The sequence below is a fragment of the Pararhizobium sp. genome (assembly GCF_035497515.1).
Taxonomy (GTDB): domain Bacteria; phylum Pseudomonadota; class Alphaproteobacteria; order Rhizobiales; family Rhizobiaceae; genus Pararhizobium.
This window is the reverse complement of sequence record NZ_DATJDJ010000165.1, coordinates 1-26889: the sequence shown is the minus strand read 5'-3', so window position 1 is coordinate 26889 and position 26889 is coordinate 1. Positions and strand designations below refer to the sequence as shown.

30 protein-coding genes and 1 pseudogene are annotated in these 26889 nt (G+C 60.2%); 25 read left to right on the top strand and 6 right to left on the bottom strand.

From position 1 onward, the window contains the following. Positions 1-15 precede the first annotated feature (15 nt). From VL202_RS16560 to visR, 10 genes are all read left to right on the top strand, one after another. Positions 16-2262, top strand: coding sequence for a chemotaxis protein CheA (locus tag VL202_RS16560; protein WP_325465183.1), 2247 nt, complete (start codon positions 16-18; stop codon positions 2260-2262). Positions 2263-2266: 4 nt separating this feature from the next. Beyond that, on the top strand, positions 2267-2734 hold the full coding sequence (locus VL202_RS16555; protein ID WP_325465182.1) for a chemotaxis protein CheW: 468 nt from the start codon (positions 2267-2269) through the stop codon (positions 2732-2734). Next, on the top strand, positions 2731-3630 hold the full coding sequence (cheR, locus tag VL202_RS16550) for a protein-glutamate O-methyltransferase CheR (RefSeq protein ID WP_325465181.1): 900 nt from the start codon (positions 2731-2733) through the stop codon (positions 3628-3630). Before VL202_RS16555 ends, cheR begins: the two co-directional genes overlap by 4 nt. Next, entirely contained in the window at positions 3627-4688 is a 1062-nt protein-coding gene (locus VL202_RS16545) for a chemotaxis response regulator protein-glutamate methylesterase (protein WP_325465180.1), read from the top strand. Before cheR ends, VL202_RS16545 begins: the two co-directional genes overlap by 4 nt. Next, on the top strand, positions 4689-5078 hold the full coding sequence (locus VL202_RS16540; RefSeq protein WP_325465179.1) for a response regulator: 390 nt from the start codon (positions 4689-4691) through the stop codon (positions 5076-5078). Then, positions 5075-5629 carry a chemoreceptor glutamine deamidase CheD gene (cheD, locus tag VL202_RS16535; RefSeq protein WP_325465178.1) on the top strand — a complete coding sequence of 185 codons (555 nt, stop codon included), beginning with the start codon at positions 5075-5077 and terminating at the stop codon, positions 5627-5629. The genes VL202_RS16540 and cheD overlap by 4 nt, the downstream gene beginning before the upstream one ends. A gap of 115 nt (positions 5630-5744) precedes the next feature. Continuing rightward, the gene (gene cheT / locus VL202_RS16530; protein WP_325465177.1) at positions 5745-6137 is read left to right on the top strand and encodes a chemotaxis protein CheT; all 393 of its coding nucleotides are present in this window, start codon (positions 5745-5747) and stop codon (positions 6135-6137) included. Between the two features lie 312 nt (positions 6138-6449). Further along, the gene (gene fliF, locus VL202_RS16525; RefSeq protein ID WP_325465176.1) at positions 6450-8141 is read left to right on the top strand and encodes a flagellar basal-body MS-ring/collar protein FliF; all 1692 of its coding nucleotides are present in this window, start codon (positions 6450-6452) and stop codon (positions 8139-8141) included. A gap of 927 nt (positions 8142-9068) precedes the next feature. Beyond that, a complete protein-coding gene (gene visN / locus VL202_RS16520; RefSeq protein ID WP_325465175.1) occupies positions 9069-9809 on the top strand; it encodes a transcriptional regulator VisN in 741 nt (246 codons plus the stop codon). 11 nt (positions 9810-9820) lie between these two features. Further along, a complete protein-coding gene (gene visR, locus VL202_RS16515) occupies positions 9821-10570 on the top strand; it encodes a transcriptional regulator VisR (protein ID WP_325465174.1) in 750 nt (249 codons plus the stop codon). 36 nt (positions 10571-10606) lie between these two features. Here the strand turns inward: visR and VL202_RS16510 are convergent, their stop codons facing one another. From VL202_RS16510 to motA, 6 genes are all read right to left on the bottom strand, one after another. Then, entirely contained in the window at positions 10607-11053 is a 447-nt protein-coding gene (locus VL202_RS16510) for a hypothetical protein (RefSeq protein ID WP_325465236.1), read from the bottom strand. Beyond that, positions 11053-12135 carry a flagellar biosynthesis protein FlhB gene (gene flhB / locus VL202_RS16505; protein ID WP_325465173.1) on the bottom strand — a complete coding sequence of 361 codons (1083 nt, stop codon included), beginning with the start codon at positions 12133-12135 and terminating at the stop codon, positions 11053-11055. Before flhB ends, VL202_RS16510 begins: the two co-directional genes overlap by 1 nt. Positions 12136-12339: 204 nt before the next feature. Next, the gene (gene fliG, locus VL202_RS16500; protein WP_325465172.1) at positions 12340-13371 is read right to left on the bottom strand and encodes a flagellar motor switch protein FliG; all 1032 of its coding nucleotides are present in this window, start codon (positions 13369-13371) and stop codon (positions 12340-12342) included. 28 nt (positions 13372-13399) lie between these two features. Then, positions 13400-14008, bottom strand: coding sequence for a flagellar motor switch protein FliN (gene fliN, locus VL202_RS16495; protein ID WP_325465171.1), 609 nt, complete (start codon positions 14006-14008; stop codon positions 13400-13402). 59 nt (positions 14009-14067) lie between these two features. Beyond that, positions 14068-15015: a FliM/FliN family flagellar motor switch protein gene (locus VL202_RS16490; RefSeq protein WP_325465170.1), complete on the bottom strand. Its 948-nt coding sequence runs from the start codon at positions 15013-15015 to the stop codon at positions 14068-14070. 4 nt (positions 15016-15019) lie between these two features. Next, the gene (motA, locus tag VL202_RS16485) at positions 15020-15898 is read right to left on the bottom strand and encodes a flagellar motor stator protein MotA (protein ID WP_325465169.1); all 879 of its coding nucleotides are present in this window, start codon (positions 15896-15898) and stop codon (positions 15020-15022) included. A gap of 184 nt (positions 15899-16082) precedes the next feature. Between motA and VL202_RS16480 the strand changes: the two genes are divergently transcribed. From VL202_RS16480 to VL202_RS16410, 15 genes and pseudogenes are all read left to right on the top strand, one after another. Continuing rightward, positions 16083-16862, top strand: a complete 780-nt coding sequence (locus tag VL202_RS16480) for a DUF1217 domain-containing protein (RefSeq protein ID WP_325465168.1) — start codon at positions 16083-16085, stop codon at positions 16860-16862. Position 16863: 1 nt separating this feature from the next. Then, a complete protein-coding gene (flgF, locus tag VL202_RS16475) occupies positions 16864-17589 on the top strand; it encodes a flagellar basal-body rod protein FlgF (RefSeq protein ID WP_325465167.1) in 726 nt (241 codons plus the stop codon). 81 nt (positions 17590-17670) lie between these two features. Further along, positions 17671-19077, top strand: a complete 1407-nt coding sequence (gene fliI / locus VL202_RS16470; RefSeq protein ID WP_325465166.1) for a flagellar protein export ATPase FliI — start codon at positions 17671-17673, stop codon at positions 19075-19077. Further along, positions 19074-19607 carry a flagellar protein gene (locus VL202_RS16465; RefSeq protein ID WP_325465235.1) on the top strand — a complete coding sequence of 178 codons (534 nt, stop codon included), beginning with the start codon at positions 19074-19076 and terminating at the stop codon, positions 19605-19607. The genes fliI and VL202_RS16465 overlap by 4 nt, the downstream gene beginning before the upstream one ends. A gap of 244 nt (positions 19608-19851) precedes the next feature. Further along, positions 19852-20232, top strand: a complete 381-nt coding sequence (flgB, locus tag VL202_RS16460; protein WP_325465234.1) for a flagellar basal body rod protein FlgB — start codon at positions 19852-19854, stop codon at positions 20230-20232. 5 nt (positions 20233-20237) lie between these two features. Further along, the gene (gene flgC, locus VL202_RS16455; protein WP_325465165.1) at positions 20238-20657 is read left to right on the top strand and encodes a flagellar basal body rod protein FlgC; all 420 of its coding nucleotides are present in this window, start codon (positions 20238-20240) and stop codon (positions 20655-20657) included. Further along, a complete protein-coding gene (locus VL202_RS16450) occupies positions 20657-20992 on the top strand; it encodes a flagellar hook-basal body complex protein FliE (protein ID WP_325465164.1) in 336 nt (111 codons plus the stop codon). The genes flgC and VL202_RS16450 overlap by 1 nt, the downstream gene beginning before the upstream one ends. Positions 20993-21004: 12 nt before the next feature. Next, entirely contained in the window at positions 21005-21793 is a 789-nt protein-coding gene (gene flgG, locus VL202_RS16445; RefSeq protein ID WP_325465163.1) for a flagellar basal-body rod protein FlgG, read from the top strand. A gap of 17 nt (positions 21794-21810) precedes the next feature. Then, positions 21811-22332, top strand: a complete 522-nt coding sequence (flgA, locus tag VL202_RS16440) for a flagellar basal body P-ring formation chaperone FlgA (RefSeq protein ID WP_414692880.1) — start codon at positions 21811-21813, stop codon at positions 22330-22332. Beyond that, positions 22329-23444: a flagellar basal body P-ring protein FlgI gene (locus tag VL202_RS16435; protein WP_325465162.1), complete on the top strand. Its 1116-nt coding sequence runs from the start codon at positions 22329-22331 to the stop codon at positions 23442-23444. The genes flgA and VL202_RS16435 overlap by 4 nt, the downstream gene beginning before the upstream one ends. After that, positions 23441-23986: a MotE family protein gene (locus tag VL202_RS16430; protein ID WP_325465161.1), complete on the top strand. Its 546-nt coding sequence runs from the start codon at positions 23441-23443 to the stop codon at positions 23984-23986. Before VL202_RS16435 ends, VL202_RS16430 begins: the two co-directional genes overlap by 4 nt. Continuing rightward, a complete protein-coding gene (gene flgH / locus VL202_RS16425; protein ID WP_325465160.1) occupies positions 23983-24693 on the top strand; it encodes a flagellar basal body L-ring protein FlgH in 711 nt (236 codons plus the stop codon). Before VL202_RS16430 ends, flgH begins: the two co-directional genes overlap by 4 nt. A 51-nt stretch (positions 24694-24744) precedes the next feature. Further along, the gene (locus tag VL202_RS16420; protein WP_325465159.1) at positions 24745-25287 is read left to right on the top strand and encodes a flagellar basal body-associated FliL family protein; all 543 of its coding nucleotides are present in this window, start codon (positions 24745-24747) and stop codon (positions 25285-25287) included. Positions 25288-25294: 7 nt separating this feature from the next. Further along, a complete protein-coding gene (fliP, locus tag VL202_RS16415) occupies positions 25295-26032 on the top strand; it encodes a flagellar type III secretion system pore protein FliP (protein ID WP_325465158.1) in 738 nt (245 codons plus the stop codon). Between the two features lie 320 nt (positions 26033-26352). Next, positions 26353-26889 (top strand): annotated as a pseudogene (locus VL202_RS16410) (flagellin); the annotation flags it as partial.

Here is a 26889-nt window from a genome sequence, read left to right as displayed (position 1 = left end):
GCCAGGATTGCCCCCATGGATATGAACGAAATCAAAGAGATTTTCTTCCAGGAATGCGAGGAGCAACTCGCTGAACTGGAATCCGGTCTCCTGAGGCTCAATGATGGCGACCGTGACCCGGAAACGGTGAACGCGGTTTTCCGTGCGGTCCACTCCATCAAGGGTGGTGCCGGAGCTTTCGGGCTGGATGATCTTGTCTCCTTCGCGCACGTGTTTGAGACCACGCTTGATTGCGTTCGTTCCAACAAGCTGGAACCGACCCAGGAAGTCCTGAAGGTCATGCTGAAATCGGCCGACGTCCTGGCCGACCTGACGAATGTTGCCCGCGATGGCGGCAGCGTCGATCAGGCCCGCTCGGTACAGCTGATCCGCGAACTGGAGGCACTCGCCAAGGGCGAAGCGCCGCCCGCCGCAGCACCCGTCGTCGCGGCCCCGGCGGCCAATGATGAAGGTTTCATGCCGGTCGCATTCTCCTTCGACGACTTTGGCGGCGAGGACGAAGCGGCAAGCGACCTTCCGTCCTACGACATCGTCTTCAAGCCGAAATCGGAACTCTACACCAAGGGCAACGAAGCGACGCTCCTGCTGCGCGACCTCTCGCGTCTTGGCGAGATGAGCATCCATTGCAATATGGACAGCCTGCCGGGCCTCGACCAGATGGACCCGGAAACCGCCTATTTCTCCTGGAAGATCTCGATCAAGACCGACAAGGGCGAAGACGCCATCCGTGCGGTGTTCGAATTCGCCGAGTGGGATTGCGATCTCGACGTGACGGCTCTCTACGCCGGTGAAGCGGGTGCCGGCAATGACGACGAGCTGCCGATGCAGCCGGTTCCGTTCGATCTTTCCGCGCTCGATGGCGAGCCGGACGCACCGATCGGCGTGGTCGAGGAAGAAGAACGGCTCGCTGCTGCCCAGCAAGCAGCGGTCGCCGCCGCCGAGACGGCCAGCAATGTGCTGCAGATGACCGGCAATGCCGCCCGTGCGTCCGCCGGCGACAAGGGTGCCGCCGCTGCCGCCGCCCAGAACAATGCCCAGCAGGCCTCTTCCGCGGCTGCCCCGACGATCCGCGTCGATCTCGACCGCGTCGATCGCCTGATCAACCTCGTCGGCGAGCTTGTCATCAACCAGGCCATGCTGTCGCAAAGCGTCATCGAGAATGACTCGAACGGCGTCTCCTCGATCAACATGGGTCTGGAAGAACTGCAGCAGCTTACCCGCGAGATCCAGGACTCGGTCATGGCCATCCGCGCGCAGCCGGTGAAGCCGGTCTTCCAGCGCATGGCCCGTACCGTCCGCGAAATCGCCGACATTACCGGCAAGTCGGTTCGTCTCGTCACGGAAGGTGAAAACACCGAAGTCGACAAGACGGTCATCGACAAGCTGGCCGAGCCGCTGACCCACATGATCCGCAACGCGGTCGACCACGGCCTGGAAATGCCCGAGAAGCGCCTTGCCGCCGGCAAGCCCGCCGAAGGCACGGTCAAGCTGACCGCGAAGCATCGTTCCGGCCGTATCGTCATCGAACTGTCCGACGACGGCGCCGGCATCAACCGCGAGAAGGTCCGCCAGAAGGCGATCGACAACGACCTGATCGCCGCCGATGCCAACCTGTCGGACGAGGAAATCGACAACCTGATCTTCCACGCCGGCTTCTCCACCGCCGACAAGGTGTCCGACCTTTCCGGTCGCGGCGTCGGCATGGACGTCGTCAAGCGCTCGATCCAGGCGCTGGGCGGCCGTATCAACATCTCGTCGAAGCCGGGCCATGGCTCCGTCTTCAGCATGAGCCTGCCGCTGACGCTCGCCGTCCTCGACGGCATGGTGGTCACGGTTGCCGGCCAGACATTGGTCGTGCCGCTGACGGCAATCGTCGAAACCCTGCAGCCGGATGCCGCGTCGATCCATTCCTTTGGTGCGACGCAGCGCCTGATCTCGATCCGCAACTCCTTCTGCCCGCTGGTCGATGTCGGTCGCATCCTGAACTTCCGCGCCACCCAGGCCAATCCGGTCGAAGGCGTAGCCCTTCTGGTCGAATCCGAAGGCGGCGGCCAGCGCGCGCTGATGGTCGATGCCATCCAGGGCCAGCGCCAGGTGGTCATCAAGAGCCTGGAAGCCAATTATACGCACGTGCCCGGCATTGCCGCCGCCACCATTCTCGGTGATGGCCGCGTCGCTCTCATCCTGGACGTAGATGCTGTTGTCGCAGCATCGCGTGGCCAGTCCCTGCAACAAGAATCATTACTCGCTGTTGCAGGATAGGCTTATGACGTCTCTCGCAAAAACTCTGACCAAGGCGGGGCGCGAACTCATCGCATTCCGGATTGGTGATCAGGAATTCTGCGTCAACGTAATGTCGGTGCGGGAAATTCGGGGCTGGACCAAGGCAACCCCGATGCCGCATGCGCCAGGGTATGTGCTTGGCGTGATCAATCTGCGCGGGGTCGTGCTGCCGATCATCGATCTGTCGGCGCGTCTGGGCATGAAACCGACGGAGCCGACCGTGCGCCACGTCATCATCGTCACCCAGGTCATGGACAAGGTCGTCGGGCTTCTCGTCGAGGCGGTGTCCGACATCCTGACGATTAACGAAGAAGACATCCAGCCGACGCCGGACATGACGTCTGAATTCGAGCGGACCTTTGCCCGCGGTGTCCTGGCGATCGACAAGCGCATGATCTGCCTGATCGAACTGGAAGCAGTCTTCCCTCATTCTGAAAGTGAAGCTGCATGAGCATGCCGGCCGCCTTTGACAGCAGATTGCCCCCCGATGAGTGCCTGGCGAGCGGCGAATATCCGCTGACGCGCCGCGACCTCGCGGAAATCGCTGCGATGATCTATGCCGATGCCGGCATCTATCTTAACGAATCGAAGGCCTCGCTGGTCTATTCGCGGCTTTCGAAGCATATCCGCAATCTCGGCCTGAAGGGTTTTCGCGAATATTGCCAGCTGGTCTCCTCGCCGGCCGGTGCCGCCGAACGCCGCGACATGCTCTCGCACCTGACCACCAATTTTACGCGCTTCTTCCGCGAGAACCATCATTTCGAGCACCTGAAGACCGATGTGCTGCCGGAGCTCCTGGCGCGGGCCAAGGCCGGTGGCCGCGTGCGCATCTGGTCGGCAGCCTGCTCGGACGGGCAGGAGCCCTATTCGATCGCGCTCACCGTGCTGTCGATGATGCCGAACGTTACCGATTACGACTTCAAGATTCTGGCGACCGATATCGACCCGAAGATTTTGGCGCTCGCCCGGGCTGGCGCCTATGACGCGACCGCGCTCGAGACCGTTACCCCGGCCATGCGCAAGCAGTGGTTCTCCGAGGTCAACGTCAATGGCCGTCAGAAGTGGCAGGTCGATGACCGCGTCAAGAAACTGATCACCTTCAACGAGCTGAATCTGATGGCGCAGTGGCCGTTCAAGGGCCAGGTCGACGTGATCTTCTGCCGCAACGTCGTCATCTATTTCGACGAGCCGACGCAGCAGAAAATCTGGACCCGGTTCGCCGGTATGCTCAATCCCAAGGGCACGCTTTATATCGGCCATTCCGAGCGGGTTTCCGGTGATGCCAAGTCGGTCTTCGACAATATCGGTATCACCACCTACCGCTATACCGGCAAGGGAGGGCGTTGATGACCGCGGCCCGCGTTCTTGTCGTCGACGACAGCGCCACCATGCGTGGCCTGATCACGGCAATCCTCAGCAGCGACCCCGAAGTCCAGGTCGTCGGCCAGGCTGCCGATGCCATGCAGGCGCGCCAGGCGATCAAGGACCTCGATCCGGACGTCATCACGCTCGATATCGAAATGCCCAACATGAACGGGCTGGAATTTCTTGAGAAGATCATGCGGCTACGGCCGATGCCGGTCATCATGGTGTCGACGCTGACGCACAAGGGGGCTGAAGCCTCGATCGCGGCGCTTGAAATCGGCGCGTTCGATTGCGTCGGAAAGCCCTTGCCGGGTGATCCGCGTCCGTTCAGCGACCTCGCGGACAAGGTGAAGGCGGCCGCACGGTCGCAGCGCAAATTCATCATCTCCGGCAACAAGGCCGCAACCCCGAGCGCCGCCAACACCAATACCGGTGCTGCGGACTACCGGGCCGGCCGCAAGATCGTTGCCATCGGTTCGTCCACCGGCGGTGTCGAGGCGCTGATCGCCGTCCTGCAGAAATTCCCTGCCAATTGCCCGCCCACGCTGATTACGCAGCACATGCCGCATACCTTTACCAAGAGCTTTGCCGAACGCCTGAACCGCCTCTGCGCCCCGACCGTGCAAGAGGCGACGGATGGTGCCCGTCTGGAGATCGGCAAGATTTATCTGGCGCCGGGTGGCGAACGCCACCTCCAGGTCGTCAATCCTTCTTCGCCCAGCTGCCGTCTGCTGGACCGCGAACCCGTCAACGGCCATCGCCCCTCGGTGGATGTGCTGTTCGACTCGGTCGCGGAACTGGCCGGCCGGAATGCAGTCGGAGTGATCCTGACCGGAATGGGCCGTGACGGCGCATCCGGTCTCCTGAAAATGCGCCACGCAGGTGCCCGCACATTCGGTCAGAATGAAAAAACCTGCATCGTGTATGGAATGCCGAGGGTTGCCTGGGAACTGGGCGCCGTCGAAACACAACTACCCCTCAGCTCAATCGGGGAAGAAGTATTGAAAAGCACCGCCGCCCGAAGAGAAGGAAGCGAATAAATGTCCCTAGCGGAAAAAATCAAAGTTCTGATCGTTGACGATCAGGTTACCAGCCGCCTGTTGCTGGGCGATGCCCTGCAGCAGCTCGGCTTCAAGCAGATCACCGTCGCAGGCGATGGCGAACAGGGTGCAAAGATCATGGCGGCGCAGCCGCATCACCTGGTGATCTCGGATTTCAACATGCCGAAGATGGACGGCCTCGGTCTCCTCGCGGCCGTGCGCAGCAATCCGGCCACCAAGAAGGCCGCCTTCATCATGCTGACTGCACAGGGCGACCGCGCACTCGTGACCAAGGCAGCAGCACTCGGTGCCAACAACGTGCTGGCCAAGCCCTTCACCATCGAAAAAATGAAGGCAGCGATCGAAGCTGTGTTCGGGGCATTGAAATGATCACTGAGACTGCGATCAAGCGTGTGCATGTCATCCAGGGTGAATGGAAAGTGGTCAATGATCCTGACGTCGTTTTGTCGACCATTCTCGGCTCCTGCGTGGCTGCGTGCATGCGTGATCCGATCGCAGGTGTTGGTGGAATGAACCACTTTCTTTTGCCGGGCTCGGCGGATGCGATTTCATCAGGGGGAGATGCGACGCGTTATGGCGTGCATCTGATGGAATTGCTGATCAACGGGCTTCTGAAGAAGGGCGCCCGTCGTGAGCGGTTGGAGGCGAAGATTTTCGGTGGTGCGAAGACGATTGCCCGCTTCTCCAATGTCGGCGAACAGAATGCCCTGTTCGCCCGGCAGTTCCTGATGGACGAAGGCATTCAGGTTGTCGGCGAAAGCACGGGCGGCGACCACGGTCGCAAGCTCGAATACTGGCCGCTCAGCGGCCGTGCCCGGCAATATGCATTGACGGGTGTCGAGACGCAGAAGGCTGTTGCCCAGGAGCAGCGTCCGCGTCCGGCTCCGAAGCCGGCCGACAATGCGATCGAGTTTTTCTAGCGCTTGGGTTGCTTTCCGGGTTCAGTGCCCGGGCAGCGACTTTGGCAGAGTATTGAGTACCAGCCGTTCGACAGGGGCGTTCGAACAGCAATTGTTGCCAGCGTGAGGACAGATAATGCTGACTGAACTGAAGAGCCATATGCCTCACGTCGACGAGGCGCTCCCCGATGTGATGATGCGCATCGTGTCCGAGCTGTACGACGTCGCTTATCTCATCGAGCGGATCGAACCCATGCTCAGCGATGTTCGCGGCGAAGCGGTCCTGGAAGCTGCCGATCGCATGAAGGTTCTGCAGGGGATCGATCTCGCCGTCCAGAAAACGCGCGGTCTTGCCGAGTTCATCGACACGGTGACGACGGCTATTCCGCAGTCCTGGATGGTCGATGTGACCACCGCGCTCAACCTGGTGAAGCTTGCCGACATGCAGAAGTCGCTCGGCAACGGCATGCTGCGCCATGGCCATTCCCAGCCGCTGACGGAAACAGCCGGAGATTTCGAGGCATTCTGAACGCTTAAGCCGCTGGTCCACCAACGTTTTACCGAACGCCGCCTCAGGAAGTCTCCGGGGTGGCTTTCGTGTTTTGAGCGTCCTGCCGGCGTCCAATCCTTTCCGTATCTCCGCCGAAAATGGCTTCCCAAGACACGTTCGCGCAAGTTTCGTTTTCTAGTGTGCCAATCGGGACTGGTAGATTTGCGCGTGATTTGACGAAGCCACAGGCGCCGGATCGACCCAGAAACCCGAATGTTTGGATCTGCGCATGTTAACTCCCACGGGCGATGTTGCCCGAACGGAACATGCGCCACTGGGTGCGGAAACAGAATGAATCTGTTGGATCAACTTTCGACGGTCACGAAAAATCTGGCCAATCTCGGACAGGGCAAGCTCATCGCGCTGGTATCGGCCGGAGTTATCGCGGTCGGGATTGTTCTCGCCGCCGGGCTCTACGTCAACAAACCAGCCTATGAATCACTCTATGTCGGGCTCGAGACCACGGACCTCAATCAGGTCAGCGTCGCACTGGCAGAAGCGAACATGGCATTCGAGGTCGGCACGGACGGCACAAGCATTCAGGTCCCGGTCGGCATGACCGGCAAGGCCCGCCTTCTGCTCGCCGACAAGGGCCTGCCCAACAGCGCCAATGCCGGTTACGAGTTGTTCGACAATGTCGGATCGCTGGGGCTGACCTCCTTCATGCAGGAAGTGACCCGCGTTCGTGCCCTCGAAGGCGAAATTGCCCGCACCATCCAGCAGATTTCCGGAATTTCCGCCGCACGCGTCCATATCGTCATGGCCGATCGCGGCAGCTTCAGAAAGACGGAACAGAAGCCGACCGCATCTGTCATGATCCGCGGCAATGCCAGTGTCGGTCGCTCCTCCGCCGCATCGATCCGCCATCTGGTGGCATCGTCTGTTCCGGGCCTGAGCATCGACGACGTGACGATCCTGGATTCGGCCGGTCAGCTCCTGGCCTCCGGCGACGATCCGTCCAGCAGCGCGATGAACCAGTCGCTCGGCATCGTCCAGAACGTCCAGAACGAAATCGAAAGCAATATCGACAAGGCGCTCGCACCCTTTCTCGGCATGGACAACTTCCGCGCCAGCGTCACCGCGCAGCTGAACACCGATACCCAGCAGATCCAGGAAACGGTCTTCGATCCGGAATCCCGCGTCGAGCGTTCGACCCGCGTCACCAAGGAAGAGCAGAAGTCCAGCCAGCAGCAGGCCGACAATGCCGCCACGGTGCAGCAGAATGTCCCGCAGGCCGCTCCGCAGGGCGCGACGTCCGGTCCGCAGTCGAACGACCAGACCGAAAAGAAGGAAGAGCAGACCAACTACGAGATCAACTCGAAGACGGTCGCGACCGTCAAGAGCAGCTACACGGTCGAAAAGCTCTCCGTCGCCGTCGTCGTCAACCGCGGCCGTGTCGCCGCCATGGTTGGCGAAGGTGCCGACCAGGCGAAGATCGACTCCTATATCCAGGACATGCAGAAGATCGTTTCCTCGGCCGTCGGCCTCGACCCCGCTCGCGGCGACGTCATCACGCTGACCGCCATGGATTTCGTCAACACCCAGCTCCTCGACGAGCCGGTCGCAGGCCCGGGCGTCATGGAAACGCTGACCCGCAACCTCAGTGGCATCATCAATGCGCTTGCCTTCGTCGCGGTCGCCTTCGTGGTGGTCTGGATGGGCATGCGTCCCCTGGCCCGCTCCATGGGGCTCGGCGTCGGTGGCGGCACGGCTCTCATCGAGAACGAATCCGTCGGCCTCGAACTGCCGGACTTCTCCCCTGCCGCGACCGGCAGCGCCGGGGGCGCACTCATGGAAGGCTTTGGTTCCGATTTCGGCTTCGACAGCACCGACGACCTTCTCAGCCTGGGCGATGAGAGCGAAGGTGGCTTCAACCGCAAGGTCAAGGAAGGCCCGGAGCGCAGGCTCTCCCGCATGGTGGAGATCAGCGAGGAACGCGCCGCCAAGATTCTCCGCAAGTGGGTCGCCGACAAGGCCGCCTGAGCCGGGCCGGAAATTTCCGCCTGGACCAACCGAACAGATGACCCGCTCCGGCGGGTTTTCTTTTGGCCGCTCAAGTAAGATGCGGATTCAATTGAAGATTGGACCCTGTCAACGTCGTCTGCTGGCCGTCGCCATGCTCGGTTGTGGTCATCGATCCGGGTAGCGTGCCTCGCCGCTGACTACCCCTGAAATAGACCCGACTTCGCATTCTGTATTCAGCCATGGCCAAACGGGCCAGGAAGAACCGCAGTCGGCTCGAATGACGTAACGGCGTGCTTGCGGGATTCGTTATATTTAACAGATCGTTAATTTTTTCCTGGGGACAGTGGCGCTTTGCCTTAATCGTTGCCGCCGTCGGCAACGGTATAGATTCAACGCCTCAGTTTTGATTCCGTCAAAGCCAACTATTACAAAGACAATATTAAAAGGTTAACTGCAATATTTGCCAAAAGTGAAAATTCTTTCCATCAAAGATGTTGATGCAATTTCGCAACAGCGCTCGAAAACAAATAATAAAATGAAAACTTGACAAATGGGGCAGATCGAAAAAGCGGTGATTTGCACCGTGAATTTTCCATCATTGCGCGCCATTCTCGCAACCACCTTCATCCGTCGCGGCGGGTGAAAATCGACCATCCATTTTAAAGTTGATTTTATATCAATCACTTACTTATGCTGCTTCGTAACTTGGCGAATGCAACCTCCGGCTTTCAGTGCAATTTCACGAATCGATTCACGGATTCTGCGGAAAGTAAATCCCGAGATGAAGGCAGTAGTTTTTCGTAGGGAGCGATGTACATTTTATGTAGTGATTCGCGTACTGATTTGCGTGTGTCCGGGATGGCGGAACGCCCAGACACGGTTGCCGGCGGCGGCGGCGGAAAACGCTTCAATGGGCACGGGCGAATTCATCACGGGGGTAATGTCATGGATGCTCTACATACGGAGATTGCGATCTGGCCTGTGCCGGTCGCGACGGCGCGCGGTATTGGACGAACCTTTTCCAAGGAACAGCTGATCCGCAAGCTCGGTGAATTTGCCGATCGTGGTAACCTCAACAAGGGGCTTGCTGCCCTGACGGACTATGTGGGCGCGACCCACTATCTCCTGGCGCGCTACGACCTGTCGCAGGACGAGGGTCTCGACTTCGTCGTCTGCTCCGACTGGCCGTTCGACGTCGTCAAGCGGCTCGGCAAGGTCATGTCCCAGCTCCATTCGAAGACGAACGAGATGGAGAAATGCCTGTCGGTCATGCAGCCGGTCTTCATTACGCTGCCCGACGACATCGACGTCAGCCGCGGCATCAGCCGCGAATATTGTGCCATCACCTTCAATGTCGGCCGCACGCGTCTCTCGCTGATGCTTCTCTTTCCCCAGGATGTGATCCTGTCGCAGGAAAGCCTCCGTGATGTCGGCCTGCTTACCGGCTACTTCGCCAGCTTCACCACCGGGCGCAGCGTGCGCTGTGACCGCGACTTCGAACTGACCGAGCGCGAGCTCGAATGCCTGTTCTGGATCGGCGAAGGCAAGACCAGCGACGAGATTGCCGTCATTCTCGGGATCTCCCGCAACACGATCAACAATTACATCACCAGTGTCATGCGCAAGACAGCCACGAAGACCCGTTCCGAGGCCATCGCCTACGCCGTTCGCAACAATCTCGTCTAGGAAGACCGGCCATGACCTATTTCCTTCCAAATTCACGCACGCCGGACGATGGCAAGTCGGGGCGGCAGCAGGCGGCCCGCGCATCACGCGCGGCGACGCTCGTGGCCCGGCTCCAGGCGATGCAGAAGCAGATCAACGCCAAGCACTTTGCCGTCCTGCGCCTGAACGGAAACAACCTGCCATCGGCGCGCAAGCTGACCTGCGTCATCGACAACTGGGGCGTCATGGCCGAGACTGCCGCGCACGAGCTGGTCACGACCTATGGCGCCGATATGCTGGCGCATCTGGATTCCTCGCTGCTGCCGGTGATGTGGAACGGTACGGGCGAACACCAGGCGGCCGAGGCTGCCGATTTTTCCCGCTTCGTCCATCGGTTCACCCCGCGCGTCTTGCCCTATTCGGCCATCGCCTTTCCGGTCCGGCTCGGTGCGCAGGGCAATGGCTACGTCATCTTCACCGGCAGCTATATCGACCTGACGAGTGAGGTCATCATCGATCTGCACGGTCGCAGCTGCCATATCATGACCGACCTTCTTGCCGCCGACGAGCGCCGCATGGCACCCTCCGAAACACTCAGCGATCGCGAAATCGGCTGCCTGCAGATGGCCGGCGACGGTTGCATCAGCGAAGAAATCGCCGAAAAAATGGGTTTGTCGGTCCATACCGTCAATGCCTATCTCGGCGCAGCAACGACCAAGCTGGATTCGGTCAACAGAATCCAGGCGATCGCCAAGGCCATTCGTCTCGGTTATATCAGCTGATTGGATTTTCCGGCCGTCATGGCCGGGGTCGCGACCTCAACTCGCGAGCGCGGTCGGATAGGATCTGACGAATTTCGCGGCATTCAGGCTGTCTGCCAGGAAGGCCGTATTCTCATCGGGGTCGGTGGAAGGCGTCTGGAAGGCGATGTAGTTGATCTCGAGTCCGGCGGTATCCTTGCCGAGAGCGAGCTGGGCATAGACCGTGACGCCATCCGGCTTCAATTCGAGGTCCAGCGTGATTTCCGGCACGGAGTCCCAGTCCAGCTTGTAATTACCGCCGATGCCGAAATTCACCGTGCCGGGCAGAAAATAGAGTTCGGCAGCGGACGAGACCAGGTCGGTCAGGCTCGCATGCGATTCGAACCGCAGCATCGCGATGAAATCGGCTGCATCGATCAACCGCAATTCCGTCGCCACCGGACGGATCGCTTCGGCTACAATTTTCTCGCGTTGTTCGGAATATTCGCATTTTTTCATCGGGATTACGTCATCCGTTTCGTGTTCGGCTGTGTTGCGTAGACCCGGTGAATGAGTTCAGCGACTGCTTTGTAAAACACCGGTGGAATCACACTATCCACCGAGACTTGCGCAAACATTGAGCGTGCGAGAGGCGCATCCTCAAAAACCGGGATGCCGTTTTCCTCCGCCATTTCACGAATTTTGAGCGCCACGAGGTCCTGTCCCTTGGCGACAACCACCGGCGCGTCGCCCTCTTCGCGGAGGTAACGCAACGCAACGGCATAGTGGGTCGGGTTTGCGATCACCAGCGTGGCGCGCGGAACCGAGGTGATCATACGCCGGCGCGCCCGGTCGCGGGCGATCGAACGCAGCCGTGCCTTGACGATCGGGTCGCCCTGGGATTGCTTCAGCTCTTCCTTGACCTCCTGCTTCGTCATCCGAAGCTCGGTATGCCAGTGGTGGCGCGTCCAGAAGAAGTCGGCGATGGCGATGATGGCGGTGGCGATCAGGATGACGATCATGATCTGGTTGAGATCATCCGCCATGGTCGAAAAGATCGTCAGCGGGTCGGAGAACATCGATTCGAGCGATGCGTAATAGTCGTTCCAAAGCGTGAGGGCGATGACGATCGAGACGATCAGGATCTTGAAAAGCGCCTTGGCGAACTCGACGAGGCCCTGGATGCCATAGATGCGTGTGAACCCCGAAACGGGTGAAATCCGGTTCATCTTCGGCGCGATGCGGTCGAGTACCGGCGAGGGCAGGTTTTGTAGTACCGACGAACCGATACCGAAGACGATCAGCAGGGTGAAGAACGGGATGAGCAGGGCGCCCGTCTTCGAAAACACGTACGTGATCAGCGCAACCACGTCCGTCGACGTCTCGATGCGCCAGGCTTCCGGCTGCTCGAAAATGTCCTTGAGTGCCTCGGCGACGGTCGCGGCACCCTGCGGCAGGAAGAAGACGATGAAGATGTAGATGGCGGCAACCGAGGCGAACATCGTCACTTCGCGTGAGAACGGCGTATTGCCCTTCTCGATCGCGTCGGCGATCTTTTTCTCGGACGCGGCTTCTGTTTTACTGTCCTTGTCCTGATCGTCCGACATCGGATGAAGACCTCATGCCCTGCGTCTTTGATGCGGAGACGAATCAATATCCCTGGTCAGTGCGACGGGCATCGTTCGCTCCACGACGGCGTTCGCCATCGAAACCGTTGTGAGCCGAGGCCTTGGGGCATGCAAGGGGCGAAAGCGCCGAAAAGCCGGCGCTTCACAGAAACTCGCAGGGGTTGGGGAACGCGGAAGCGTCGATCAGGCCGCGGCTGCAGTCTTTTCCTTCAGTTCGATCTGGCCGCTGGCGGCGAGACGGATGGCTTCCTGGGTGATCGAGCGGCGGGCAATCGCGATGTCGCGCGGATTGATGCCGGCATCGCCGGAGGCGAGATCCGATTCGATCATGCGGCGCAGGCGCGCGCCGATCGAGGCGAGGACCGCCTCGCGCAGGTCCATGCCGGAGCCGCGTAGCGCCATGGTGATGATGTCGCCGGACACGTCGTTGAACAGTTGGACGCGGCTGCGCTGCGGCATGGTGAGCACGTCGTCGAACAGGAAGATCTTCGGACGGACCTTCTTGACCGAATCGGTGTTGATCGATTCGAGCGAGGCCAGCAGCGTATCGACCTGGGTTTTCTCCAGTTCGTTCATGACCTCGGCGATCTTGATCGAGCCGGTCGAATTGCGGTCGGCCTCAAGTTCGCGCATCATTTCGATGACGCGTGTCTCGATGATCTGGGCAGCCTTCGGGCTGACATCCTTCATGTTGACGGCGCGGTTGATGATATCGGCGCGATCGGTTTCCGGCAGTTGCAGCAGAACTTTCGCGCCAAAAGTCGACGGCATCATCGACAGGACATAGGCGATCGTCTGGGGATGTTCCTTGCCGAGGCTCTGGGCGACGGCGGCCGGATCGGAATCCTGCAGGCGATCCCAGATATTGGCTTCATAGGAGGTAAAGGCGGTACGGCGGCCGAGCAGGCCGTCGACTTCATCCGGCGTCAGGCCTTCTTCGAGAATGCCTTCGATCGCCTTGGCGTTGTCCATCAGGCCAGCGCCTTCGGTAAACAGGTCCTCGAACTCGTTCACCAGGATTTCAAGCTCGTCGGGCGGGATCGAGCGGAGCGACTGCGCCGAGGCGATAATGCCCTGCAACTCGCTCTGTGTGAAGAATTTCAACAGCTTGCCGGCAATAGGCTTGCCCATTGCAAGGAGAACAGCCGCAGCCTTGTCCATTTGGGAGAGGGGCTTGGAAACCGCCGTACTTTCAAAACTGTCAAAATCCATCATGGATTGATCCTCTTGACCCTAACCGGGTTCAAACTTTACTGGCACCCTTGATTTCGATGAGCTTAACACCGAAACGTGTTTCGTCTTCCTCGAGAACAGTGATTTCGCCGCGACCGATGACACGGCCGTTGACGACGATTTCCACCGGTTCGCCGATCCGTCGATCAAGCGCGATCGTTGCGCCTTCCGTCAGATTCATAAGTCCGGAAACTTGCATGCGGCTGGAGCCAAGGACGATCTGGACATCGATCGGGATGTCCATGATCAGGTCCATGTTCGCCGACATGCCGCTGCCCGGTTCGCTCGACGCCTGTTCCTTGAAACTGCCGCCATCGAAATCGCTGCCGCCAAACGAGCCCGCATCGAACGACGAGGCGGAACCGCCGTCGAGATCGCCGAAGCTGCCGCCGCCGAAGCTGCCGAGGTCATTGTCTGTGCTCTCGAACGGGCTACCGAAATCCGATGTTTCGCCGGGCGTCGACGATGCGTCGAAATCCATACCGAAGTCGGTTTGCGGCAGCGTTCCGGTGGTGTCGCTCTGCAGGACGCCACGCAGATCGTCGATCGCCTGATCAAGCTCGACGTCGCCGGCGTTCAGGATCGTCTGGTCGTCAATTGGTGCTTTCTTCGTAGCCATGTGCAAACTATTCCAGTTGAAACTTGCCCCAACCATGTTGCCGGGTAAGGCAGGGACTTTTAACTCATGAGGTGACGGAGAATGTCGCTCTCCGAGCCTTGGGTATCCTTGATCCGGACCGTGTATTTGGCGCCGGAGCGTCCGAATTCGCAGGTGTACATGTCGCGGCCGTTGGCATTGACCTCGACGCGCACGTCCTTGATATCCTGGAAGGGGATGACGTCGCCCGGCTGCAGACGGCTGATCGTATCGAGCGTCAGGCTTTGCAGGTTGACGCGCGCCTCCAGCGTGACCATCGAGCGGCGGACCTGCTGCTCGAGCTGTTCGCTCCAGGCTGTCTTGGCCTTGCGGGCCTGCCCGACACCCTTCGGGAAAACGATGTTGGTCTTCAGCAGAACCTGTTGCGGCACGATGATCGAGAAGGTCGACAGAACCGGACCGAGACCCATGGTGACGTTGACGCAGACCGCGTAGACATCGGCGACTTCCGGATCGACTGCCGGGCGCTGGCTGGCATTGTAGGGACGGCTCAAGGCCGGCTCGAAACCGCCAGGTGCGTCGACTGCCGATTTCAGCACTTCAGCGATCTTCTCGAAGACCATCGTCGCGACATCAAGCTCGATATTGGAGAGGTTGCGGGGCTTCGGCTCTTCGACCGCGGTCGGCGGAGCGCCGAGCAGGATCTCCATCAGGGTGATGATGATCGGGCTGTCGCAGCTCAGGATGAAATCGGGACACCAGTTGCGCAGGATGGTGTCGCTCAGCGCCACGCCATTGCCCAGCTTGGCGATCAGTTCGTTCTTCAGCCCCGTGTCGAAACCGCCATAACCGATCTCGATGTCGAGGCCGGTCTCGTTCTGGAAGATGTCCGGCAGGAATTCGGTGAAGACCTGTCCGAGATCGGCGCAGAGCTTGCCGATCGTCTTGTTGTCCCCGAGCGCGCCCGTCATGCGGGCGAGCAGCTTGCGGTCGAAATTGTAGACGTTGTTTTCCAAAGCCGAGGTCATCCGATCAAGCCGCCTTGCTTTCGCTGCTGCCGCCCGGATTCATCATTTCCTGCTCGACGGCATCGATCGACGGACGCTCGTAGGCGGAGATGGTCTTGCGACCGTATTCGAGCGCGACCTGGGGAACCGAGCCGTTCATGTAGGCAAGCAGCGTCTGCTTGACGATGATGTAGAGGCGGTTCTGTTTCTCGCGGACAGCTTTGACGTTGGCGATGAGCGGCGCCGCGACGCAATAGGACAGGAAAATGCCGAGCATGGTGCCGACGAGAGCGGCGGCGATCTTGCCGCCGAGAACTTCCGGCGCTTCCGAGATGGCACCCATGGCCTTGATGACGCCGAGAACGGCCGCGACGATACCGATGGCCGGGAAAGCATCGCTCATGGTGGTGAGCGAATGGTAAACCTTCATCTTGTCGTGGGTGATCGTGTTGATTTCCTCGTCCATCAGCGCCTCGATCTCGTGGCTGCGGGCATTGCCGATGATGATCAGGCGGACGTAGTCGCAGATGAAGGCCGTCAGTTCCCTGTTCTTCAGAACAGTCGGCGCCGACTGGAAGATCGAGGATTCATCGGGGTTGTCGATGTGGCTTTCGATCTCGTTGCGCGATTTGGTGCGCAGGTCTCGCATCAGGCTGTAGAGCACGCCAAGCGTGTCGAGATAGTTGCGCTCCTTGGGAACCTTATAGGCGAAGGCCTCGCCGAGCGCCTTGCCGGTGTCCTTCAGCACCTTCATCGAGTTCGCCATGACATAACCGCCGAGACCGGCGCCGCCGATGATGACGAGCTCGAACGGCTGGTTCAGAATTTCCATATGGCCGCCCATGGCGATGAAGCCGCCAAGAATACAGCCGATGGTCAAGACCAGACCGATGATGATGTTCATGTCGATACCTGCCGCGATGATGGATTTTCGACGGTATGGTTAGGCGTTGAGCCTTGCGTGAGGCTGGCTGTTGATCCCGATGACCGCCTCTGCGTGCAAACAGGTTCGCGCAAGCAAACTGCTGCAATTTCCGCATGATCGGCGCGAATGGGCGCTTTTTCCAATGGATGAACGGGGAAACGTCGTGACGACGACCTATACCAGCTACCAGATGATAGCAGGCAACCTGTCCAAGTCGCTCGAACGGGTTTCCGAGCAGCCGGATGTCGCCCGCGAGACCGAATATTATCTGAAGAACATCGGCAACGTCAAAACGATCGACGATTTCTTCGCCGACACGCGGCTTTATAATTACGCGATGAAGGCCCATGGCCTCGAAGACATGGGTTATGCCAAGGCCTTCATGCGCAAGGTGCTGACCGAAGGCATCGACACGGACGACGCCTTCGCCAAGCAACTCACCGACAGCCGCTACACCGACCTGGTCGAATCCCTGAACTTTGCCCGTCAGGGTTCGGCGGCAACGTCCTTCGAGAAAGCGCAGAAGGGCGTGGCGGACAAATATGCGCGCCAGACGCTCGAGCAGAATGCCGGCCAGGAAAATTCCGGTGTTCGACTGGCGCTCTATTTCGAACGCATGGCGCCCACGATCACCAATGCCTATGGCCTGCTCGCTGACAATGCGCTGGCGCAGGTCACGCGCACGCTGTTGCAGATGCCCGACGAATTCGCCGCTTCCGATATCGACAAGCAGGCCGAAACGATCGAGAAACACATCAATATCAAGGAATTCAAGGATCCGGCCAAGCTGGCGAAGCTGCTCGAGCGCTTCACGGCGCTGTGGGAAATCAACAATTCCTCCGACCCTTATGATCCTCTTGCGGTCTTCGGCTCGTCGAGCGGCTACGGCATTTCCTCCGATCTGCTTCTTTCCATCAATACGCTGAAACTCGGGGGACGCTGATATGCAAACCGGTCTCTATGTTGCTGTCTCCTCCCAGATGGCGCTTGAAAAACGCATGAACACGCTGGCCGACAACGTCGCCAATTCGACGACCGTCGGCTTTCGTTCGACCGAGGTGAAATTCAATCAGCTTCTGGGCGACACGCAGCCGACGAAAGTGTCCTTCGTGTCCGAAGGCCAGGAATTCCTCAACACCAACAATGGCGGTCTGACCCGTACCGGCAACCAGCTCGATTTCGCCGTCAAGGGCGAAGCCTGGTTCCAGATCGATACGCCCGGCGGCACCGCGCTGACGCGTGACGGCCGCTTCACGCTGACGGAAAACGGCGATCTCGTCACGCTCAAGGGATATCCGGTTCTCGACGCCGGCGGCGGTCCGATCCAGCTCAATAACCAGGCGGGCGATATCAAGGTCGGCGCCGACGGTGCCATCCAGCAGAATGGCACCCAGGTCGCGGCACTCGGTCTCTACGAAGCCAATTTCGCCAACGGTTTTTCGCGCTACGACAACAGTTCCGTCATTCCGAATTCCCAGGCAGAACCGGTCATCGATCGTTTCGATGTCGGCGTGATGCAGGGCTATGTCGAGGAGTCCAACGTCAATCCCGTCCAGGAAATGTCGCAGCTGATCATGGTGTCGCGCGCGTTCGAAAACATTACGGCGCTGATGCGTGACAGCGAAGGCTCGCTCGACGAGGCGATCAAGACGCTGGGCGGCAGCAAGTAAACAGTTACCGATCTTGAAAAATGACGGAAGCCAGCCCGGTGAGCCTCCTGAAGGCAGGGCGGGAAGACGGCAGGAGCCGGAATGCAGAACGAGACGATCCAGATCCACAATTCATCGACATCGCTGGCAGCGCTTGCCGGCCTTGTCGGTCGTTACTCCAATCCGGAATTCTCGATCGCGCCGGGCGGCCACGTCCAGTCGATTTCGGCAGGCTATTACACGGTGAGCGGTCTCTCCCGGCATGTTCGGCTCGGGGACTTCGTCGCACACAAGAGTTCGACCGGCATCCATCTCGGTGAAGTCGTCAAGGTGGAGCAGGAAACCGTGGTGGTCTGCCCGATCGAGCCGGGCGATCCGATCGGCATCCACGACACGGTCATCCGCAAGGGCGCCTTCCGCATCGCGCCGACGGCGTCCTGGTGCGGCCGCACCATCAATTCGCTGGGCGAGCCGATCGATGGCGGCGGCCCGCTGCTGCAAGGCGATGTCCGCCGGCCGATTTCCAACACCGCGCCGCCATCAATGACCCGTAAGCGCGTCGAGCACGGGTTTCGCACCGGCGTGCGCGCGATCGACATCTTCTCGCCGCTCTGCCTTGGCCAGCGTCTCGGCGTCTTCGCCGGTTCCGGCGTCGGCAAGTCCACGCTTCTGTCCATGCTTGCCCGCGCCGACGCCTTCGACAAGGTCGTCATCGCGCTGGTCGGCGAACGTGGCCGTGAAGTGCGCGAGTTCATCGAGGACACGCTCGGCGAAAACCTGGCGAAATCGGTTGCCGTCGTCGCCACCAGCGATGAAAGCCCGATGCTGCGCAAGATGGCGCCGCTGACGGCGGTGACGATCGCCGAACATTACCGCGACCAGGGCGACAACGTCCTCCTGATCGTCGACAGCGTCACCCGTTTCGCCCATGCCATCCGTGAAGTTGCGACCGCCTCCGGCGAGCCCCCGATCGCCCGCGGCTATCCGGCCTCCGTCTTCACCGAACTGCCGCGCCTTTTGGAGCGCGCCGGCCCTGGCGCCGAAGGGGCGGGGACGATCACGGCGATCATCTCCATTCTCGTCGATGGCGACAATCACAACGACCCGATCGCCGACTCCACCCGCGGTATTCTCGACGGCCATATCGTCATGGACCGCAGCCTGGCTGAAGAGGGACGTTATCCGCCGGTCAATCCGCTCGCTTCCGTTTCTCGTCTCGCCCGCAAGGCGTGGACGCCTGACCAGGAAAAGCTGGTTTCGCGGCTGAAGTCGTTGATCCACCGTTTCGAGGAAACCCGCGACCTGCGCCTGATCGGCGGTTACCGGCCGGGCAGCGATGCGGATCTGGACATGGCGATCAAGCAGGTACCGGTGATCTACGACATTCTCAAGCAGACGCCCGGCGAACGGCCGGCCTTTGACGCGTTCACCGATCTGGCGAATGCGCTGAAGGCGGCCGCCGGCATGGGCAATCAGGGAACCGTGCAGAACACGCGCGCGAGGGGATAACGGTGACAGATTACGACGCCGACGAAGTCGTGCCGCAGCGCAAGCGGACGGAACGCACGCCGATCATCGACAAGGCACTGGGCGCGACCGGCATCGCGCTGGCCGCACTTGCCACTTTCTTTCCCTGGTACGCCTTTCTGCATCAGGACAAATTCTCGATGCCGACGCTCTGGCAGGGAAATACGAGGGGAATGCCGACGGGCCACGGCGGACAGGCTTCGCCGATCGCCGCGCTGAGCCGGGATCCCGACGCGCAGGCTGCCCTCGACCGGTTGACCACGGCAACGGTGCCCGGAGGGCTCAGGAAGGCAGGCGTCGAGGATGACCGCGAACAGCCGTTTCCGTCGGGCAGCGGCTTTCGCCTGATGCATGTGGCCAATGGCCGTGCGCTGATCGAAGACAGCAGCGGCATGTATATTGTCAAGATCGGTTCGACCTTGCCGGACAACAGTCGCCTCGCAACATTGGAACAGCGCGACGGGCGCTGGGTGATGATCACCTCCAAGGGCGAAATTTATCGGGCTGAATGACCGCGCGATCCTGATCGCCGGCAGCCCTGTTCGCGCATGCGCCCCATGGCCATGCGCGGCAGCATGGTTCATGATGCGCCACGTTATTTCCCGTTCCCGATTTTCCGGTTCCCGGACGCCAATGCAAGGCAGGTGAACTCTGTTATCGCAGCAATGATAACTGTTGCCGTCAAAGCGCCACCCGCATCAGTCCCACGCAAGATTGCTTCCCTAGGTTCGGGGGCAACAAGCATGGAGTCGCATGATGCAACCTATACAGCTTTTTGATCTCGCGTCCCGGCAGGCGCAATGGCTGGCAATTCGCCAGAACGTCGTGGCCGGGAACATCGCCAACGCCAATACGCCGCACTACGCCGCCAAGGACGTCAAGCCGTTCCAGAGCGTCATGCAGCAAACCGGCGTTCAGATGGCGGCGACCAACCCGGCCCATTTCACCGAAGGCCCCATGGCTGCCCAGGTGACGGAAACCAGCATGATCAACGATGCGCAGGTCGAACAGTCGGGCAACAGCGTCCAGCTGGAAAGCGAACTGATGAAAACCGGTCAGATCAAGCGCGACTACGAGCTCAATGCCGGGCTCGTGAAAGCGTTTCACCGGATGATGCTCATGACGGTACGGAAATAACGGTCATGGATCCTCTGGTTTCAGCTCTCAAGGTATCGGCCTCCGGTCTCGAAGCGGAATCGACGCGCCTGCGCGTCGTTTCGGAAAACATCGCCAACGCGCGCTCGACAGGCGATGCGCCCGGTGCGGACCCCTATCGTCGCAAGACGGTCAGCTTCGCAGCCGAAATCGATCGCATCAGCGGCGCATCGACCGTCGAGGTCCAGCGCCTCGGCACCGACGATTCCAATTTCACGATCGAGTTCGATCCGGGCAATCCGGCGGCGGACGACAAGGGCATGGTCAAGCTGCCGAATGTCAACGTTCTCATCGAAATGGCCGACATGCGGGAAGCGAACCGCTCCTACGAGGCCAATCTCCAGACCACGCGCCAGGCCCGTGATCTGATTTCCGCAACCATCGACCTTCTGAAGGCTTCGCAATAATGATCAATGCAATCCAGACCATCGGCGCGGCGATTTCCACCGTCAAGGACGTCGCATCCTCATCGAGCACCGGATCGGCGCAGAGCATTTTCGGCGGCGCGGCGGCAACCGGCCAGTCCCAGAGCTTTGCCGATGTCATGGGCAGCATGGCCAGCGACATGGTCGGCAGCCTGCAGAAGTCGGAGATGGCTTCGATCCAGGGCATCCGCGGCGAGGCCAACACCCGTGAAGTCGTCGACGCCGTCATGAATGCCGAGCAGTCACTGCAAACCGCCATCGCTATCCGCGACAAGGTTGTCAGCGCCTATCTCGAAATCGCACGTATGCCGATCTAAAGGACAGATATAATGAAGGCTCTCTCGATCGCCGCGACAGGCATGAATGCCCAGCAGCTCAACCTGGAAGTGATCGCGAACAACATCGCGAACATCAACACCACCGGTTACAAGCGCGCGCGGGCGGAGTTCTCCGATCTCCTGTACCAGACCGAACGCGCCCAGGGCGTGCCGAACCGGGCAAACCAGGCCATCGTTCCGGAAGGCGCGATCGTCGGTCTCGGCGTGCAGACATCGGCGGTGCGCAATCTGCATCTGCAGGGCAGTCTGATCTCCACCGGAAACGATCTCGACCTCGCGCTCGTCGGGCGTGGTTGGTTCCAGATCGAGACCCCGGATGGCGAGACGGCCTATAGCCGCGCCGGCGCCTTCAACACCAATGATACCGGCCAGCTCGTCACCATCGACGGTTACACGGTTGCTCCGGCCATCACGGTTCCGCCGAATGCGAGCGAGATCACCGTTTCCACGTCCGGCGAAGTGTTCGCCAAGATCGACGGCAGCTCGATCCCGACCTCGATCGGCCAGTTGACGATCGCCAACTTCGTCAACGAAGCCGGCCTCGAGCCGCAGGGCGACAACCTTTTCAAGGAAACGCCCGCATCCGGCAATCCCGTCATCGGCACGCCGGCGGATCCGGGTTACGCCCAGATCAAGCAGAAGTATCTCGAAGCGTCGAACGTCGATCCGGTGAAGGAAATCACGGACCTGATCTCCGCGCAGCGCGCCTATGAAATGAACTCGAAGATTATCCAGGCCGCCGACGAAATGGCCGCCACGGTCAGCAAGAACCTGAGATAAAAGGGGGAATGGCAAACATGACGTTTCGCCGGACTGAAAAAGCATCGATCACGACTGGCGTCTCCACCCGCGGAGGCTTTCTTCTGCGGGCGCTGGCGGTCACCGGTTCCATTTGCGCATGCCTGATGTCCGCGGATGCGGCCCTTGCCGAAAAACGCATGGCGGTCATTCCCACGCAGACAATCTATCCCGGCGAACTCATCACGGCCAGCCAGCTGGAAGCCGTCGAGGTGACCAACCCGGCATTGACAGGCGATTACGCGACATCCGTCGACCAGGTCACCGGCAAGGTGACCAGCCGAACGCTTCTCGCCGGTCGCGTCATCCTCGTTTCCGGACTGCGCGATCCCTATGCCGTCGAGCGAGGCAAGGCGGTGCGGATCGTCTTTACCAACGGACCCCTTACCATTACCGCCGGCGGTGCGCCGCTGGAGAATGCCGCGGTCGGTGATCTCATCCGGGTTCGCAACACCGATTCCGGCGTCATCGTTTCCGGAACGGTGATGGAAGACGGTACAATTCACGTGGTGGCAAAATGATCTTTCGTTTCGGCAAATGGTGCCTCGCATGCCTGGCGGTGCTCGCGATGACGATCACGCCGGCACAAGCGGCATCGCGCATCAAGGATATCGCCTCGCTGCAGTCGGGCCGTGAAAACCAGCTGATCGGCTATGGTCTCGTGGTCGGCCTGCAGGGAAGCGGCGACAGCCTGCGTTCCTCGCCGTTCACCGAGCAGTCGCTGCGCGCCATGCTGCAGAATCTCGGCATCTCGACGCAGGGTGGCGAATCCCGCTCGAAGAACATCGCGGCCGTGCTGGTCACCGCCAACCTGCCGCCGTTTGCCAGCCCCGGCAGCCGCATCGATGTGACCGTCGGTTCGCTCGGTGACAGCACCTCACTGCGCGGCGGCACGCTGGTCATGACCTCGCTCTCCGGCGCCGATGGCCAGATCTACGCGGTCGCGCAAGGCTCGGTCGTGGTCACCGGCTTCAGCGCGCAGGGCGACGCCGCATCGGTAACACAGGGCATCACCACGTCGGGCCGGGTTCCGAATGGTGCCATCATCGAGCGCGAACTGCCGGCCAAGTTCAAGGACGCCTTCAACCTGGTCCTGCAATTGCGCAATCCAGATTTCTCGACGGCTGTCGGCATGGCGGCGGCGATCAACAAATATGGCAAGACACAGTTTGGCGGAAGCATCGCCGAGGCGCGCGATTCCCAGTCGGTCGTCATCGACAAGCCCAAGATGGCCGACCTTTCCAGGCTGATGGCCGATATCGAGAACCTGGTCGTCGAAACCGACGTGCCGGCCCGTGTCGTGATCAACGAGCGGACAGGGACCATCGTCATCGGCCAGGATGTTCGTATCAACGAAGTCGCCGTCAGCTATGGCACGCTTACGGTCCAGGTTTCCGAAACGCCGACCGTTGTCCAGCCCGAGCCCTTCTCGCGCGGCGAAACCGCCATCGAGCCGAACACGACGATCGAGGCATCGCAGGACGGCGGCACGGTCGCCATCCTCAACGGGTCCAACCTGCGTTCGCTAGTCGCCGGCTTGAACAGCATCGGCGTGAAGCCGGACGGCATCATTTCCATTCTCCAGGGCATCAAGACAGCCGGTGCCCTCCAGGCGGAGCTCGTACTGCAATGACCGCACACAGCCTCCTTGGCCATTCCGGCAGCCTGCGTCGTCGCCTCGTGATGATCGCTGCCGCCGGCACCATGCTGATAATGCCTGGCGCATTCGCGCAGGAAGTGGCTGCACCCGCGACGGCCGTTCCGGCAAACGGCGACGAGATCCAACAGTTCTGCACCAATATCGCCGACGCCGCCCGCGATCAGCGTTACCTCCTGCAGAAGAAGAACCTGGAAGAGCTGCAGGCCGAAGTCGATGTCCGCATCGCCAAGCTCGAAGAGCGGCGGGCGGAATACGAGGACTGGCTGAAGCGCCGCAACGATTTCCTCAAGCAGGCAGAACTCGGCCTGGTCGATATCTACAAGACTATGAAGGCCGACGCGGCCGCGGGGCAGCTCGAACTGGTCAATCCCGGCATTGCGGCCGCTATCGTCATGAAGCTGCCGCCACGCCAGTCGAGCCTGATCCTGAGCGAGATGACCAGCGAAAAGGCGGCGGTTCTCACGAATATCATTTCCAGCGCCAGCGATTCACAGACATCAAAGGAACCGTCATGAAATATCCTCTCCCGGTTCTTCTCGCAGCGAGCATCCTGTCGGGATGCTCGAACCAGACATTCAACGAGATCGGCAGGGCGCCGTCTATGAGTCCCATCGGCAGCGGCCTGCAATATGCCCAGACGCCGCAGATGGCCATGTATCCGAAGGAGCCGCGTCAGGTGGCGAACGGCTATTCGCTGTGGAGCGACAACCAGGCGGCTTTGTTCAAGGACGCCCGCGCGCTCAAGGTCGGTGACATCCTGACCGTCGATATCCGCATCGACGACAAGGCCACGTTCGACAACAATACCGAACGCAGCCGCACCAATGACAGCGGCTTCAACATCGGCGCGAACGGGAATTCCCAGACAAGTGATTTCGGCTGGAAGGGCGGCCTCGATTACGGCTCGAAAACGAAGACGAAGGGCGAGGGCACCACGGAACGGTCCGAAAAGCTGGTCCTGCTCGTTGCGGCCGTCGTTACCGGCGTCCTGGAAAACGGCAACCTGCTGATCAGCGGTTCGCAGGAAGTCCGGGTCAACCACGAGATCCGCATCCTCAACGTCGCCGGCATCGTTCGCCCCTACGACGTCGACGCGAAGAACATGATTTCCTACGACAAGATCGCCGAAGCGCGCATCTCCTATGGTGGTCGCGGCCGCTTGAGCGAAGTGCAGCAGCCGCCGTGGGGTCAGCAGGTCATGGATATCGTCTCGCCGATCTGACGCCACGATACCGCCGCGCGCGTCGCGGCTTACTCTTGATGGATTTGGAAGATGGAAGAAGAGACAACACAGGCACCGAGGAAATCGTCGCTGATCATCCTGATCGGCGCGCTCGCCGTGCTGACGTTGGTTGCCGGCGGCGGCGGCTGGGTCGTCGGCGGCATGCTGGCGCCCAAGCCGGTCACCGAGCAAGAAGCCAGGCTGATCGAGGCGGCGAAAGCCGCGATCGCCAGCAAGGAAGCCGCGGAAAAACCGGCGGGCGAACCCGGCGCCAAGAAGGATGAGGGACTGCCGCTGATCGCCACCGAGGCGAACGGCGTCGTCCAGCTCGACCCGATCACCACCAACCTTGCCTATCCGTCCGAGAACTGGGTCCGGCTCGAGGTCGCGCTGCTGTTCAAGGGTGCGCCCGACGTCTCCGTCGCAACGCAGATCCATCAGGATATCGCCGCCTATATGAAGACGGTGTCGCTGCAGCAGATCCAGGGACCGCGCGGCTTCCAGTATCTCAAGGATGATATCGAGGAGCGGGTTGACCTTCGCTCCGAAGGGCGCGTAACCAATGTGATCTTCAGGACCTTCGTCATCCAATGATTCGCACATGATCCGTACAGTCGCATTCATAGCAGCCATGGTGGCGATGTCGGGTATCGCGGGAGCGCAGGGCTTTCCGAGCGATATCCTGAACACGCCCGTCGATGGCTCGGTGGCGTCCTGGATCATCCGTACCTTCGGCCTTTTGACCGTCCTGTCGGTGGCGCCGGGCATCCTCATCATGGTGACGAGCTTTCCGCGCTTCGTCATCGCATTCGCCATCCTGCGCTCGGGCATGGGACTGGCCACCACGCCCTCCAACATGATCATGGTCAGCCTGGCGCTGTTCATGACCTTCTACGTCATGGCGCCGACCTTCGACCGCGCCTGGCAGGAGGGCGTCAATCCTCTGCTGCAGAACCAGATCAACGAGACCGAGGCGATGACGCGCATCTCGGAACCGTTCCGGGAGTTCATGCTCGCCAATACGCGCGACAAGGATTTGCAGCTGTTCGTCGATATCGCCCAGGAAAAGGGCCAGACCGTTGTCGTCGACAACAAGGTCGATCTGCGCGCCGTCGTGCCGGCCTTCATGATTTCGGAGATCAGGCGCGGCTTCGAGATCGGCTTCCTGATCATGCTGCCCTTCCTGGTCATCGATCTGATCGTTGCCACCATCACCATGGCCATGGGCATGATGATGCTGCCGCCCACGTCGATTTCGCTGCCGTTCAAGATCCTGTTCTTCGTCCTGATCGATGGCTGGAACCTGCTCGTCGGCAGCCTGGTCAGATCCTTCAACTGATCTGCCGTTCTTGGTTAATGAATGGTCAATTTTCAGGCCGGTGCTCGCCGGCCCGGGTTTTATTATCTATTTGATTTAATAAGATAAAATTTTCTCCACATCGATTTGATGCGCTATATCAGTATTTAAGCGAACCCTGATGTTTGCTTGGCATTTAAACATATCGAAAGCTTTGGCTGCGACATTACCCTCACATGACGGATTTGGACTTCCTGACCAACAGGGAGCCGAGTGGCATGATGCCGAACCGCCATCACCGGTAAGTATTTCAGTCCGGTATGTCCCCAATCTTGTATTTTGTATCTAGAGGGACAACCCCAATGACAAGCATCCTGACAAACTCTTCTGCAATGGCAGCACTCTCGACGCTGCGCTCCATCAGTTCCGACATGGAAACGACCCAGGGTCGTATCTCCTCGGGTCTGCGCGTTGGCGACGCTTCCGACAACGCTGCCTACTGGTCGATCGCAACGACCATGAAGTCAGACAACAAGGCTCTTTCCACGGTTCAGGACGCACTCGGCCTTGGCGCTGCCAAGACGGATACGGCTTACACCGGTCTGAACGCCGCGATCGACGTTGTTTCCGAAATCAAGGCCAAGCTGGTTGCCGCCCGCGAACCGGGCGTTGACAAGCTGAAGATCAACAAGGAAATCACCGAGCTCAAGAACCAGCTAGTTTCGACGGCAACTTCGGCTTCCTTCTCGGGCGAAAACTGGCTCTATCGCGACGCCGGCTCGGCTGCCCTGGGCACCAAGGAAATGGTCGGTTCGTTCACCCGTTCGGCTTCCGGCGACGTCGCTGTCGGCGTTCTGGAGTTCGACGCTTCGACCTCGGTCCTGATCGACACCGTCGAT

Bases quoted from the DNA above. Each gene is read 5' to 3' on its own strand.
- cheT (WP_325465177.1), top strand. From the start codon at position 5,745: ATGCTGACTGAACTGAAGAGCCATATGCCTCACGTCGACGAGGCGCTC.
- VL202_RS16555 (WP_325465182.1), top strand. From the start codon at position 2,267: ATGACGTCTCTCGCAAAAACTCTGACCAAGGCGGGGCGCGAACTCATC.
- flgA (WP_414692880.1), top strand. From the start codon at position 21,811: ATGACGTTTCGCCGGACTGAAAAAGCATCGATCACGACTGGCGTCTCC.
- cheD (WP_325465178.1), top strand. From the start codon at position 5,075: ATGATCACTGAGACTGCGATCAAGCGTGTGCATGTCATCCAGGGTGAA.
- flgC (WP_325465165.1), top strand. From the start codon at position 20,238: ATGGATCCTCTGGTTTCAGCTCTCAAGGTATCGGCCTCCGGTCTCGAA.
- fliG (WP_325465172.1), bottom strand. From the start codon at position 13,371: ATGATGGATTTTGACAGTTTTGAAAGTACGGCGGTTTCCAAGCCCCTC.
- motA (WP_325465169.1), bottom strand. From the start codon at position 15,898: ATGAACATCATCATCGGTCTGGTCTTGACCATCGGCTGTATTCTTGGC.
- VL202_RS16540 (WP_325465179.1), top strand. From the start codon at position 4,689: ATGTCCCTAGCGGAAAAAATCAAAGTTCTGATCGTTGACGATCAGGTT.
- flhB (WP_325465173.1), bottom strand. From the start codon at position 12,135: ATGTCGGACGATCAGGACAAGGACAGTAAAACAGAAGCCGCGTCCGAG.
- VL202_RS16420 (WP_325465159.1), top strand. From the start codon at position 24,745: ATGGAAGAAGAGACAACACAGGCACCGAGGAAATCGTCGCTGATCATC.
- VL202_RS16450 (WP_325465164.1), top strand. From the start codon at position 20,657: ATGATCAATGCAATCCAGACCATCGGCGCGGCGATTTCCACCGTCAAG.
- flgF (WP_325465167.1), top strand. From the start codon at position 16,864: ATGCAAACCGGTCTCTATGTTGCTGTCTCCTCCCAGATGGCGCTTGAA.
- fliI (WP_325465166.1), top strand. From the start codon at position 17,671: ATGCAGAACGAGACGATCCAGATCCACAATTCATCGACATCGCTGGCA.
- flgG (WP_325465163.1), top strand. From the start codon at position 21,005: ATGAAGGCTCTCTCGATCGCCGCGACAGGCATGAATGCCCAGCAGCTC.
- VL202_RS16435 (WP_325465162.1), top strand. From the start codon at position 22,329: ATGATCTTTCGTTTCGGCAAATGGTGCCTCGCATGCCTGGCGGTGCTC.
- VL202_RS16560 (WP_325465183.1), top strand. From the start codon at position 16: ATGGATATGAACGAAATCAAAGAGATTTTCTTCCAGGAATGCGAGGAG.
- flgB (WP_325465234.1), top strand. From the start codon at position 19,852: ATGCAACCTATACAGCTTTTTGATCTCGCGTCCCGGCAGGCGCAATGG.
- flgH (WP_325465160.1), top strand. From the start codon at position 23,983: ATGAAATATCCTCTCCCGGTTCTTCTCGCAGCGAGCATCCTGTCGGGA.
- VL202_RS16430 (WP_325465161.1), top strand. From the start codon at position 23,441: ATGACCGCACACAGCCTCCTTGGCCATTCCGGCAGCCTGCGTCGTCGC.
- fliP (WP_325465158.1), top strand. From the start codon at position 25,295: ATGATCCGTACAGTCGCATTCATAGCAGCCATGGTGGCGATGTCGGGT.
- VL202_RS16490 (WP_325465170.1), bottom strand. From the start codon at position 15,015: ATGACCTCGGCTTTGGAAAACAACGTCTACAATTTCGACCGCAAGCTG.
- fliF (WP_325465176.1), top strand. From the start codon at position 6,450: ATGAATCTGTTGGATCAACTTTCGACGGTCACGAAAAATCTGGCCAAT.
- fliN (WP_325465171.1), bottom strand. From the start codon at position 14,008: ATGGCTACGAAGAAAGCACCAATTGACGACCAGACGATCCTGAACGCC.
- cheR (WP_325465181.1), top strand. From the start codon at position 2,731: ATGAGCATGCCGGCCGCCTTTGACAGCAGATTGCCCCCCGATGAGTGC.
- visN (WP_325465175.1), top strand. From the start codon at position 9,069: ATGGATGCTCTACATACGGAGATTGCGATCTGGCCTGTGCCGGTCGCG.
- visR (WP_325465174.1), top strand. From the start codon at position 9,821: ATGACCTATTTCCTTCCAAATTCACGCACGCCGGACGATGGCAAGTCG.